The organism is Aeromonas sp. 3P, assembly GCF_051919745.1.
In the GTDB taxonomy this organism is placed as follows: Bacteria; Pseudomonadota; Gammaproteobacteria; order Enterobacterales; family Aeromonadaceae; genus Aeromonas; species Aeromonas veronii.
This window is the reverse complement of sequence record NZ_JBQBED010000001.1, coordinates 4,519,977-4,532,487: the sequence shown is the minus strand read 5'-3', so window position 1 is coordinate 4,532,487 and position 12,511 is coordinate 4,519,977. Positions and strand designations below refer to the sequence as shown.

At 59.5% G+C, this 12,511-nt stretch carries 11 protein-coding genes and 1 tRNA gene; 4 read left to right on the top strand and 8 right to left on the bottom strand.

Annotated features, from left to right (window positions below):
• Window positions 1–78 precede the first annotated feature (78 nt).
• Together ACTG19_RS21135 and ACTG19_RS21130 are read right to left on the bottom strand one after the other, a co-directional pair.
• Window positions 79–999, bottom strand: coding sequence for a DUF808 domain-containing protein (locus tag ACTG19_RS21135; protein ID WP_076492155.1), 921 nt, complete (start codon window positions 997–999; stop codon window positions 79–81).
• Window position 1,000: 1 nt separating this feature from the next.
• Entirely contained in the window at window positions 1,001–1,141 is a 141-nt protein-coding gene (locus ACTG19_RS21130; RefSeq protein ID WP_021231002.1) for a hypothetical protein, read from the bottom strand.
• Between the two features lie 251 nt (window positions 1,142–1,392).
• Here ACTG19_RS21130 and ACTG19_RS21125 point away from each other — a divergent pair, with 251 nt between their 5' ends.
• Window positions 1,393–1,995, top strand: coding sequence for a DUF924 family protein (locus ACTG19_RS21125; RefSeq protein WP_439989538.1), 603 nt, complete (start codon window positions 1,393–1,395; stop codon window positions 1,993–1,995).
• A gap of 67 nt (window positions 1,996–2,062) precedes the next feature.
• Here the strand turns inward: ACTG19_RS21125 and ACTG19_RS21120 are convergent, their stop codons facing one another.
• From ACTG19_RS21120 to ACTG19_RS21100, 5 genes are all read right to left on the bottom strand, one after another.
• A complete protein-coding gene (locus ACTG19_RS21120; RefSeq protein WP_439989537.1) occupies window positions 2,063–3,682 on the bottom strand; it encodes a methyl-accepting chemotaxis protein in 1,620 nt (539 codons plus the stop codon).
• A gap of 104 nt (window positions 3,683–3,786) precedes the next feature.
• The gene (locus ACTG19_RS21115; protein WP_005334018.1) at window positions 3,787–5,046 is read right to left on the bottom strand and encodes a dicarboxylate/amino acid:cation symporter; all 1,260 of its coding nucleotides are present in this window, start codon (window positions 5,044–5,046) and stop codon (window positions 3,787–3,789) included.
• Between the two features lie 204 nt (window positions 5,047–5,250).
• The gene (locus ACTG19_RS21110; protein ID WP_041235087.1) at window positions 5,251–5,682 is read right to left on the bottom strand and encodes a CC0125/CC1285 family lipoprotein; all 432 of its coding nucleotides are present in this window, start codon (window positions 5,680–5,682) and stop codon (window positions 5,251–5,253) included.
• A gap of 216 nt (window positions 5,683–5,898) precedes the next feature.
• Window positions 5,899–5,975 (bottom strand) — tRNA-Pro (locus ACTG19_RS21105).
• Window positions 5,976–6,087: 112 nt separating this feature from the next.
• Complete coding sequence (locus ACTG19_RS21100) at window positions 6,088–7,431, bottom strand: dihydroorotase (protein ID WP_100653426.1); 1,344 nt, start codon at window positions 7,429–7,431, stop codon at window positions 6,088–6,090.
• Window positions 7,432–7,511: 80 nt separating this feature from the next.
• Here ACTG19_RS21100 and ACTG19_RS21095 point away from each other — a divergent pair, with 80 nt between their 5' ends.
• Complete coding sequence (locus ACTG19_RS21095) at window positions 7,512–8,387, top strand: 6-pyruvoyl trahydropterin synthase family protein (RefSeq protein ID WP_180343116.1); 876 nt, start codon at window positions 7,512–7,514, stop codon at window positions 8,385–8,387.
• A 59-nt stretch (window positions 8,388–8,446) separates the two neighbouring features.
• On the opposite strand, the gene ACTG19_RS21090 is transcribed toward ACTG19_RS21095, so the two are convergent.
• On the bottom strand, window positions 8,447–10,459 hold the full coding sequence (locus ACTG19_RS21090; RefSeq protein ID WP_421299351.1) for a methyl-accepting chemotaxis protein: 2,013 nt from the start codon (window positions 10,457–10,459) through the stop codon (window positions 8,447–8,449).
• A 252-nt stretch (window positions 10,460–10,711) separates the two neighbouring features.
• On the opposite strand from ACTG19_RS21090, the gene hinT reads away from it, so the two are divergent.
• On the top strand, window positions 10,712–11,062 hold the full coding sequence (gene hinT / locus ACTG19_RS21085) for a purine nucleoside phosphoramidase (protein ID WP_021231009.1): 351 nt from the start codon (window positions 10,712–10,714) through the stop codon (window positions 11,060–11,062).
• Window positions 11,062–12,498 (top strand): COG3014 family protein, encoded by a 1,437-nt coding sequence (locus ACTG19_RS21080; protein WP_439989536.1) that lies wholly within the window; start codon window positions 11,062–11,064, stop codon window positions 12,496–12,498. Before hinT ends, ACTG19_RS21080 begins: the two co-directional genes overlap by 1 nt.
• The last annotated feature ends 13 nt before the right edge of the window (window positions 12,499–12,511 follow it).

Below are 12,511 nucleotides of genomic sequence, written 5' to 3'. Positions count from 1 at the left end.
GGCAGCAAGTCAGAGACCGGGCAACCCGAGGGCCAAAAAATGAAGAGAGGAAAAAGAGAAAATGGCCCGCAAGCTCGCTTATCCCTTGGCCGGGGCAAGACGGCTCACCAGCGTCATCACGGCAACCAGCAGCAGACCCGCCACCACACCGGCCACGGCGTTGAGCAGCGTCGGCGTCACCGCCGCCAGTACGGCCCCTACTGTTGGCAGGGTGGCGACAACAGCGGCTGCGCCTTCAATCAGGTGATGGGCAAAAGGCCAGCCATGCACCAGAATGCCACCACCCACCATAAACATGGCAATGGTGCCGACCAGTGCCAGCAGGTGCATCAGACGAGGAGCCGTCACCAGCAGTCCCTGCCCCACCGCGCGGCGCAGGGCGCTGCCATCGGTTTTTTGCAGCAGATGCAGACCGATGTCATCGAGCTTGACGATCAGCCCCACCAACCCGTAGACCCCGATGGTCATCAGCAGGGCGATGCCCGCCACTACCGAGAGCTGCAGCGCGAGGCTTGCTCCCTGTACCGTGCCAAGGGCGATGACGATGATCTCGGCAGAGAGAATAAAATCGGTGCGGATCGCTCCCTTCACCTTCTGCTGCTCAAACGCGGCCAAATCATCGGGAATAGGAGCAGTGTGTGCCTCCCCCTCACTCGCCTCATGGGGCAGAAACTTGTGGGCCAGCTTCTCGGCCCCCTCAAAGCAGAGGTAAGCGCCTCCCAGCATCAAGAGTGGCGTGATAAGCCAGGGCACCAGCGCACTGATGGCGATGGCTGCGGGCACCAGAATCAGCTTGTTACGAAATGAGCCCTTGGCCACCGCCCACACCACCGGCAGCTCCCGCTCGGCACGCACTCCGGAAACCTGCTCCGCGTTGAGGGCCAGATCATCCCCCAACACCCCGGCAGTTTTCTTCGCCGCCATCTTGGTCATCAGCGCCACGTCATCAAGCACGCTGGCGATATCGTCGAGCAGGGCCAATAAACTGGTTCCAGCCATATCAAAGATCCCTTATATCAGTGAGAAACGTCTTCCCGAAAAATGTCTCGCGCTTGTTCACCACGACCTTGGTCATCAGCGCCACGTCATCGAGCACGCTGGCGATATCGTCGAGCAGGGCCAACAAACTGGTTCCGGCCATATCAAAGATTCCTTATATCAGTGAGAACAACACCGCGAGAGAGATGTACATCCCGATAACCACCAGGGTCAACAGGACCACCTCATGGCGATCGCAGGCCATCATCGGCCGAGCCAAAAATCCGGCGCTCGCCATCGGGGGGTTACGTCTTTCGGGCAAAAGATGGCACAGTGTAACGAGAAGCCGCCGTTTCGGCAGCACCCCTGAGCCATTTGTTCCTGGTTCCCTCTGAATCACCTCAAGGAGTTCCCATGCAACCCTGGCAACCTCTGCTCGCTTTCTGGTTTGGCGACGAAGCCGATGATGTCCTGCGGGCCACACGGCAAGCCCCGCTCTGGTGGGGAAAAAGCAGCGAAACAGATGCCCTGCTGGCCAGCCGCTTTGGCGAACAGGCAGAGGCGGCAGCCGAGGGCAGCCTCGCCCACTGGGCCGATCTCCCCAGCGGTCGGCTGGCGCTGATCCTGCTGCTTGACCAGCTGCCCCGCAATATCCATCGCGGCACGCCTGCGGCCTTTGCCCAGGATCCGCTAGCAAGGGATCTCTGCCTGAAAGGGCTATCCATCGGGGCGGACAAATCCCTCTCGCCACTGGAGCGGGTCTTCTTCTATCTGCCGCTGGAACATGCCGAATCCCGCGAACAACAAGCCAGAAGTGTGGCCCTGTTCGAGGCTCTGGCTGCCGAGCAGGCTGGCACACCGGCGCAAGCGACCTTCGCAGGATTTGCCGACTTTGCCCGCCGCCATCAGGTGATCATCGAACGCTTTGGCCGCTTCCCCCACCGCAACGACATTCTGGGTCGCCCCAGCACACCGGAAGAGGCGGCATTTTTGCAGCAACCGGGCTCAGGCTTCTAAACAAGCCATATAAAAAATCCCCGCCAGCTGGCGGGCGGGGATAGCGGATGGATAACAACTCTCGGCGTTACTGAATGCGATAGCGGGATATCTGCTGGTGGATGCTCTCGGTGGTGACATTGAGCTCCTCGGCGGCGGCTGAGGTCTCTTCCGCTGTGCTGCTGGTCTGCTGCACGACCTGAGCAATCTGCTCCACCTGATGAGCGATCGACTCGGCGGCCGAACTCTGCTCGCGGATGGCATTGGTGATCTCGCCCACCTGCTCCATCACCCGGTGCGACGCACTGCGGATTTCGGCAATAATGGCACCACTCTCGGTCGCCATGGTGACCCCCTGGCTCACCTTCTCCTCCACCAGATGCATGCGGGAGACTGTATTGTTCGACTCCTGCTGGATCGCCTCTACCGTGGCGGAGATCTCCTGAGTGGATTGGGCTGTGCGCTCAGCCAGTTTGCGCACTTCATCTGCCACCACCGCAAAGCCACGGCCGGACTCCCCGGCCCTCGCCGCCTCAATGGCCGCGTTCAAGGCCAGCAAGTTGGTCTGCCCCGCCACATCACGGATCACGTTGACCACACCGCCAATGCGCGAAATGCCCTCACCCAGCGCAATGACCTCGGCCGAGGCCTGCCGGATCGAGTTGGCGATCTCGTTGATGGCATGAACGGTGCGCTCAATGGTCCGGCCCCCTTCGGTCGCCAGTTGCCCCGACTCGTTGGTGATGCGGCTCGTCTCCTGAGTGCGCTGGGAGATATCGGTGATGCTGACCGTCATCTCTTCCACACCGGCGGCTATCAGACTGGTGGCATCATTGGCCTGATTAGCCGAGCTGGCCAAGTGTTGCGCTGCCTGAGAGAGGGATTCGGCAGTGCTCTTGATCTGCAAGCTGCCGACGGAAAATTCGGTAAATGTCTGTTGCAGCGTATCGAGCAGCCGGTTGACCGCATTGAGGGTCAGACCAATCTCATCCTGCTGTTTCACATCTGCTCTCAGGGTAAAGTTGAGGTCGCGCTGGATCCGGGTCAGGGTATCCATGGCGGTGCGAAGGGGATTGGCCACCTGATTGAACAACCAGACAAACAGCCCCATCGTCAGTACGGTGGCACCACCAGCGATAAACAACAGGGTTTGCAGGCTGTTGTCATAATTCTCCTGGCCCTGCTTCTTGAGCGCCAGTCCCAAATCCATATTGAAGTTGACATGAAGCTCGATTGCCTTGGCAAACTGCTGGAACACTCTGGTGGCTTCTCCTGCCAGCATGTCTCGCGCTTCGTCGTTTTTGTTTTGGTGGGAGAGCTGCAGAACCTTGTCTATCTCCTGATAGTATTGCGCAATAATTCGTTGATCATCGTCGGTCAGGCGTCGGTCTTCGTCATTGGAGAGCATCTCTGCTTTATATTTCTCCAGTTGCGAATTGATCTGTTTGCGATGCTCGGCAATATCCGCTTCTATCTGCTGCATCTTGTCATTGTCGGTGTTGAGGATATGGCTTTGAACCCGGGAGTGCAGCTCATAAAACGCAGCCTGCACCTCCTTGATCAGCGCAATACTGGGCACCGTATTGTCCGTCACATAGCTCAAGTCTCGATTGCCAGCCCCAAGGCGGTTGATACTGAACCAGCTGAGGAAAACAAGCGCCAGCATAACCAGCAGCGCTATCAGTTGAAGCCGACGAGCAATGTTCATAACCGTACACTCCAGATGAAAACTATCTAGCAGTGTAGACGAGCCATAAACAACAACGGCCCGCATTGGCGGGCCGTTGTTGTTTATTTTTCATGGCGTTGTGATCAGGCTTTGGCTGGCTCACTCTCGCCCAGCGCGACGGTTTCACCCAGACTGTCTTCGGTCTTAGCGACCACGCTGGCGGCGATGGCGTTGCCCAGCACGTTGGTGGCAGAGCGGCCCATATCGAGGAAGTGATCGATCCCCAGCAGCAGCAGGATGCCCGCTTCCGGAATATGGAACTGGTTCAGGGTGGCGGCAATCACCACCAGAGAGGCGCGCGGTACCCCGGCCATCCCCTTGGAGGTGACCATCAGCAGCAGCAGCATGGTGATCTGCTGGGCCATGGAGAGCTCGATGCCATACGCCTGGGCGATGAACATCACCGCGAAGGTGCAGTACATCATGGAGCCGTCGAGGTTGAAGGAGTACCCCATCGGCAGCACGAAGCTGGCGATGCGCTTGTCACAACCGAACTTCTCCAGACGATCCAGGGTCTTCGGATAGGCCGCTTCGGAGCTGGCAGTCGAGAAGGCAAGCAGGATCGGCTCGCGGATCATCGCCAGCAGCTTGATGACGCGACCACGCAGGAAGACGCTACCCATGGCGATCAGCAGCAGCCAGAGACAGGCCAGCGCGATATAGAACTGGGCCATAAAGCTGCCGTAGGTAACCAGAATACCCAGCCCCTCTTTGGCCACCATGGCGGCGATGGCGCCAAATACCGCGAACGGTGCAAAGTTCATCACATAACCGGTCACTTTCAGCATGATCTCGGCAGCGCTGGCCATCAGCACCACCACCGGCTTGGCCAGATCGCCGAGCGCGGCGGCAGCCAGACCGAAGAAGAGGGAGAAGACCACGATCTGCAGGATCTCGTTGGTGGCCATCGCCTCGACCACGCTCTTGGGGATGGCGTGGGTCACAAAATCTTTCAGGGTAATGGCACCGGCAGCAATGCCCGAGCTGGCGGTGTCATTGGGCAGGGATAGTGAAAGACCCACACCCGGCTGCATCAGGGTCACCATCACCAGACCCAGGCTCAGGGACATCAGGGAGGCCAGCATGAACCAGCCGAGGGTCTTGGCACCGATACGACCCACGGTGCGGGTGTCGCCCATCTTGGCGATACCGACCACCAGGGTGGTGAAGACCAGGGGAGCGATGATCATCTTGATCAGGCGCAGGAAGATATCGGTCAGGATCGTGATGTTATTGGCGAAATCCGCAGCCTGATCTGCGGCAAACATCCGATAGCCCTGGCCGGTGAGGATGCCAAACATCATGGAGATGAGGATGGCGACCGTCAGTTTATTCATTTTCATGGGGGAGTCCCGGTTTTGATTGGTGCAAGCCGTAAACAGTGGCGTGGGAGCCACTACAGTCCGTTTTTGTGATCCGAGCCGTTGATTCCTGGCGGCTGGTATGCTGGGAGAATGCCTAAAAGCAGGGGGTAAATCTAGAGGCTTTATCCAGAATTTTATCCTGCCATTAGGTGTATGTGATATGGATCTTGCAAACCACCAATATTAATCACTGTTTATTTTGATTTCGGCGAGATATTTCGCATTCAGAGTTCGCTCATCGAGTGCCCGTGGCAACAGGCGAAAAGTGAGCAGCGCCGAGATGGTATGCTGCACCTGCATCTGGGCCATAAAGAGATCAGGTTCATCTTCGTCAAAGCCGAATATCGGCCGTGATGGGGTCACCCTGACGGCATCGCGGTTAATGGTCAGCTCATCGACCTTGAGCCAGGAGTAACCCTCTGCCAGTGCCAGCTCCCCTGCCCGCTTGAGCACATATTTGCGGGCGGTCTCCCTGTCCACCAGATCGTTGCCGACAAACTCCAGTTGCCACTTGTCCGGGCCAAGCCGGGTCTGGGAAAAACCGGTCTGGCCGTTCCAGAATGACTTTTCACTCTCGTAAGGGGTGGCGCAGCCCACCAACAGCAGGGTGAGCATCAGCAGACAACAGGGTTTAGATACGGATGCAGACACGAGAGGCCTCGCCAGACAAATGAGCAACAGAGTTGTTACTACACCATAAAGCGCGGTGGCTGCACAATCGACTCACGCCAGCAGCGACCAGCATGCATCACCACTGGCTTCGCGCCTGTGCGGCAAATCGCAGGCAAAAGAAAAGGCCTTGTCGTTTGACAAGGCCTTTACCGGGGAATTTGGTCGGTGTGAGAGGATTCGAACCTCCGACCCTCTACACCCCATGCAGATGCGCTACCTGGCTGCGCTACACACCGACGGAGTCAGCTCGGCTGACGGGGGCAGAGTTTATGGAGATGACCCTGCCCTGTCAACAGGGAAACGCCGCCAATTCCTAAGCCACGGTGCGTTCGCCTGCTTTGCGAACAATCAGCGGTTAAAGGTCAGCCGCTTGCCCAGGATCTGGTCAGTCACCTGCCCGTTTTGCCAGGCGATCTGGCCATTCACCAACGTCATCTCCACCGTGCTGTGGAAGCGGTAGCCGTTGAAGGGCGACCAGCCACAGTGGTAGAGGATGTTGTCATCGTTGACCACATAGGGCTTGCCCAGATCCAGCAGCACCAAATCGGCGAAATACCCCTCGCGGATATAACCGCGATCCTGCACCTGGAAGCGCTCGGCCACCGCATGGGAGGTCTTCTTGACGATAGTCTCCAGGGTAAACACGCCGTTGTGGTAGAGCTCCAGCAGCGCCTGCAAAGAGTGCTGCACCAGCGGCACACCGGACGGCGCCTTGAAGTAGCTGTTCTGCTTCTCTTCCCAGGTGTGGGGAGCGTGGTCGGTGGCGATGATGTCGAGCACGTCGTTGCGTACCGCATCCAGCAGTGCCTGCTGGTCGGCGGCACTCTTCACCGCCGGGTTGCACTTGATCAGGCTGCCCTGGGTCTCGTAATCGGCATCATTGAAGAAGAGGTGGTGCACACACACCTCAGCGGTGATGTTCTTGTCTTTCAACTCGCTCAGGTCGTGGCTGGCGGTAAAGAGCGACAGCTCCTTGGCCGATGTCAGATGCAGCACATGCAGCTTGGCACCGTATTTTTTCGCCAGCGCCACCGCCATGCTGGAGGATTTGTAGCACGCCTCGTCACTGCGAATGCGACCGTGCTCGCCCATCGGCACATTCTCGCCCCACTTGGCCCGCGCCGCCTCTTCCGCCTTGGCGATGGTCGGGGTGTCTTCGCAGTGGGTCACGATCATCACCGGACTTTCGCGGAAGATGGCCGCCAGGGTCTCCTGATTGTCCACCAGCATGTTGCCGGTCGAGGAGCCCATAAACACCTTGACCCCGCAGGACTGCTTGGGGTCGAGACGCTTGATCTCTGCAAGGTTGTCGTTGGTGGCACCGAGATAGAAGCTGTAGTTGGCGACGGAGGAGTTGGCGGCGATCTGGTATTTGGCTTCGAGAGCGTCGAGGGTGGTGGTCTGGGGATTGACGTTGGGCATTTCCATGAAACTGGTGGTGCCACCGGCGACGGCGGCGCGGGATTCGCTGGCGATAGTCCCCTTGTGGGTCAATCCCGGCTCCCGGAAGTGGACCTGATCATCGATCATTCCGGGGATGAGATGGCGACCTGCGGCATCGATAACCAGCGCATCGGGCGCCTCGATATCCGGGGCGATGCGAGCAATCCGTTCCCCCTCGATCAACACATCGGAGGCATAGATACGGCCTTCGTTGACCAAGGTGGCATTCTTGATAAGCAGTTTGTTCATGGGGGGTTCCAGTTCCTTTGCCGATAATCGCGGGTCATAATAGCGCAAAACTGCCCTTTCTCTGTAGCAAGGCCTGACTGATGAAGTTATTTGTAAGAGATTTGACCGTGATCGACTCCAGCTACCTGTGCGAACGCCGCGGCATGGTGGGTGAGAGCTGGCTGGTAGATATCGAAATGAGCGGTGAGCTCAACGAAATGAGCATGCTGCTGGACTTTGGCCGGGTAAAGAAGCTGATCAAATCGATCATCGATGAAGAGGTGGACCACAAGCTGCTGGTGCCGACCGAGTGCCCGCTGATCCACGTTGAGGCTCTGGATGGTGACGAAAGCACAGTGGATCTGCTGCGCCCGGGTCGCTCCATCCATCTGCGCTGCCCATCCCAGGGCTTCGCCTTTATCCCGGCTCCGCAAGTTGATAAAGAGTCGGTGACCCGCTACCTGCTGGCGGTACTGGCCAAACGGCTGCCGGGCAATATCAAGGATCTCTCCCTGACCCTCCGTCAGGAGGCGATCACCGGTGCCTTCTACCACTACAGCCATGGCCTGAAAAAGCACGATGGCAACTGCCAGCGCATCGCCCACGGCCACCGCTCTCCCATCGAGATCCACGTCGATGGCGAGCGCGACCAGGAGCTTGAGCTCAACTGGGCCGAGCGCTGGGGCGATATCTACCTTGGCACCGAGGAGGACAAGGTGGCGCTGACCGAGCTCGCTTTGAGCCCCCGCGCCAATGCCCAGCTTGGCGAGCATCACTGCGGCTTCAAATATGTGGCGCCGCAAGGGCTGTTCCAGCTGGCCATCCCCACCGCCGAGGTGGAGATGATCGACACCGACACCACGGTCGAACTGCTGGCCTGCTACATTGCTCGCGAAGTGAAGAAGATGGTGGGCGACAAGTTCGTCAAGATTGTCGCCTATGAAGGGGTCGGCAAGGGCGCGATTGCCTACGCCTGATCCCCTTGTCACGGCCAGGCCCCGCATCTGCGGGGCCTTGTTGTTTCAACTCTCGACCATCAGGCGCTGAGGCGGAAGCGCTTGACCAGGCTCTCCTGCTGCTCGGCAAGGGAGTCCAGCTGCTGGCTGGTCTCGGCTACCCGCTCAATCCCCTGATAGTTGAGATCCGAGATATCGGAGATGCGGTTGAGGTTGGTGGCGATATCGGCGCTGGTGGCCTGCTGCTGCTCGGCGGCAGAGGCGATCTGGCTCGACATGTCGCTGATCAGCACCACAATTCCCTGCACCTCCTCCATGGCGTTGTTGGCGTGAGAGCTCTGATCCACGCAGCTGTCCATCTCGCGAGAGCACTCCTGCATCACGGTCACCGCCTTGGCGACCCCCTGCTGCAGGTTCTCGATCATGGTCTGGATTTCGCTGGTGGACTGGGCGGTACGGCCCGCCAGACTGCGTACCTCATCCGCCACCACCGCAAATCCGCGCCCCTGCTCGCCGGCCCGCGCCGCTTCGATGGCGGCGTTGAGGGCCAGCAGGTTGGTCTGCTCGGCGATGCCGCGAATGACATCGAGGATGTTGCCGATCTGGCTGCTCATGGCGCTCACATCGCCAATCACCTTGCCGGTCTGTTGCAGTTTGCCCGCAAGTTGATGAGTGGTGGTGATATTGCCTGCCATCACCTTGCGCCCCATCTCGGAGGCCTTCTCCACATCCTGCACCCGCTCCAGGGTCTGGTTGGCGGCCTGCGCCACTTCCCGCACCGAGGCCTCCATCTGGGTCATGGCGGCGGCGACCGAGGCGGTCTCCTGCCGCTGTTTCTCCAGATCCGCCCGCACCGATTCGGTGGTGTGGCGATTGCCGTGGGCGGCATCGTTAAGCTGGGCAGACGCTTGTGAAAGCTGTGCCAGCACCTCCCCCATCTGGGCAATCAGCAGGTTGATCTGGCTGCCCAGCTGGCCGAATTCGTTCTTGCTCTGAAAACCGATGCGCTGGGTCATGTCGCCCTGGGTCACTTCGGTCAACACCCGCAGCAACTCCCTGAGCGGACGGCGAATGGCCTTGCCGAGGGTATAAGCCACCAGCATGGCGATCAGGATGGCGACTACGATGCTGGTTCCCTGGGTCAGGGTGCTCTGGCTCTGTGTGGCTTTGGCGTGCTGAATGCTTTGACTCATCAGCTGCTGACTCTGGCCGGTGATCCGCTCAAGCCGGTTCTGGATCTCGACGATGAGAGCGCTGGCCTGCTTGCTCTTCTCCCGCATCAGTTCCTGCTGCTTCATCAGCGCCAGATACTGTGAGAGCACGCCTTCGCTTGCGGTGGTGTCACGCACGAAGCCGTGAACATAGTGGCCCATGTCGTTCTCGAAGTTCTTCAGCTCCCCCTGCAGATCCTTGATGGTGCTGTTGAACCCCTCGATCTGCATCTTGTTGCGCTTGAGCGCCCCTTCGATGGGGGCCGGAATGGTCTGATTGAGGGCGTCCATGGTGGAGAGTTCGATAGCGGAAAGCTTGGTGGTCAGGGTCTCGGAGAGCATCTTGATGAAGCTGTCGTCGATGGTGACCATCATGTCACCCAGACTCTTCTTGAACTGGGGCAGACTGACCTGAAACTGCCCCTTGGCCAGATTGACCTTGTGCAGTCGGGTGAGCAGCGCCTCGTGTTCGCCGGGCAGGGTATCGGTCAGTTGCAGGTAGCTGTCGACCTGCTGGCTGAGGCTGCTCATCTCCCCTTGCAGTTCGGGGTGGTGGGCCACCTGCTGGCGCAAGACGTCAAGGCTCTTGCCCACCGCGGCCTTCGCCTGTTTCAGTTCGGCCACTTCGGCTGGCAGCTGTTTGGGGTCCTGCTCGGTGAGCACATCCCCCAGCCACTTGTTGGCGCTGAGCAGGGTGATCTGGGTCTGGCTGCTGGCAATCACCAACGGCATAGACTGCTGGGTAACCTGCTCCAGTGCGTTCCCCAGGGTCTCCTGACTACGAAATGTGAGCAGTGAACTGGCCACCATCACGGCCACCAGGATCGCGAAGCCAAGGTAGACTCGCTGCAAGATGGAGAGATCCGACATTGTTTGTTTCATTATTGTCCCGCTGTATATGCAAAAGTCCCTTGCCTGAGTACCCCGTCCTTTTGATACCCTGCAGACCACCCTGAACAGGCGCTGCAGATGACGTCCCTCTGGCTATCGGTATTTTTAACAATAACTGAAGGGAATGGGACATCAGCTGTGTCAAATGTCGGCTTGTGTCACACTTGGCGTGCTGCTCGCCCCCCTTTCGGGAGCCGCTTGGGGTTCTAGTTCAATTTTCTGTTTCATATAAGGGAGTTAGCCATGGCGCAAGAAACCATTTTCAGCAAAATCATCCGTAAAGAGATCCCCGCCGACATCCTTTATCAAGACGATCTGGTCACCGCATTCCGGGATATCCAGCCCAAGGCCAAAACCCATATTCTGATCATCCCCAATGTGCTGATCCCCACCGTCAATGACGTGGAAGCCGAACATGAACTGGCCCTTGGCCGGATGTTCACCGTGGCCCGCAAACTGGCCAGCGAGGCGGGCATCGCCGAAGATGGCTACCGCCTCATCATGAACTGCAACCGCCACGGCGGGCAGGAGGTCTACCATATCCACATGCATCTGGTCGGTGGCCAGCCGCTGGGACCGCTGCTCAGCCTGTAATGAATCGCCACGCCTCAACCTGCCGCAGCGCCCTGTTGCTCTGCGGCGCCCTGCTGTTGCTGGGAGGCTGCGCCTCCCGCTGGCAGGATATGTTCGTCTCCTACTCCGATCAGATGGTGCCCCTGCGCAACCAGCTGCTGCTGGGCCATGCCGCCGAGGCGCTGCCCGAAGTGCGCGACTCCACCCTGGGGGATGACACCTTTGTGCTGGATCGGCTCGAACAGGGGCGCATTGCCTGGCTCGCCGGTCAGGATGCGGGCAGCAAGCAGGCGTTCACCGCCGCCGACAGCCGCCTTCAGTGGGAAGACAATCAGGCCGAATACCGGCTGAGCCACGGTCTGGATCAGGTGGGCAGTCTGCTCACCAACGATCAGTCGATGGCCTATCGTACTCCCGATTACGAACGCACCATGCTGCATCACTATCTGGCCCTCAACTATCTGCAACGGGGTGATGCCGATGGCGCCCTGGTGGAGGTGCGCCGGGCCAATCAGGTGCAGGAACAGGCCCTGAAACGGCGAGCCGATGAGGTGCGCAAGGCGAAGGATGAGAGCGAAGAGGCCGAAGCAGAAGGCGAGATGCGCCAGCTGATGTCGCGCGGCGCACCGGATCTCGACCGGTTGATCGGCAAGGTCAAGAACGGTTTTCAGAACGCCTACACCTTCTATTTTTCCGCCGTGCTCTATGAGGCGGCCGGGGATCTCAACGATGCCTGGGTCGACTATCAGCGCGGCTACCAGATAGCGCCAGACAACCGCAGCCTGCAAGATGCCTTGCTGCGTCTGGCGCGGCTGCGTGGCTCACCGGACGAGATCCGCGAGACCGAGAAAAAGATAGGCCGCAAAGCGCCGCCGCTTGCAAAAGATCAAGGCCAACTGGTGGTGCTGTTTGAAGATGGTTTGATCCCGGCACGGCGCGAACTGTTCCTGCCGCTGCCCATCTCCACCTCCCGCGGCGATTTTCGTACCTTTACCGTCGCCATCCCCTATTACGATAATCGGGCCAGCGACACCGGCCCGCTGACGGTGGAAGTCGGCAAGCGGGCCTGGCAGACCAGCGAGCTGGTCAGGCTGGAAGCGCTGGCCGCCAAAGATCTGCAGGAGCGGCTGCCCGGCATGCTGACCCGCCAGGCGCTGCGACTGGTGGCCAAGGAGCAGATGCGCCGCACCGCCGCCAAAGAGGGAGGGGATGTGGGCAATATTCTGGTGGGGATCTTCAACACCCTCTCGGAGCGGGCCGATACCCGCAGCTGGCTGACGCTGCCAGCTCAGGCATCGAGCTGGCAGGGAATGGTGCCGGCAGGTGACATCAATCTCACCCTGGGGGCGGGGGCAGCGCAGCGGCAATTGCCGCTCACCATCCACAAGGGACGCACCACCCTGGTCTGGGTACAGCGCCTCGGTGCCGCTCTGACCACCCGGGTGATGCCGCTCTAAGCAGATGGCGAAG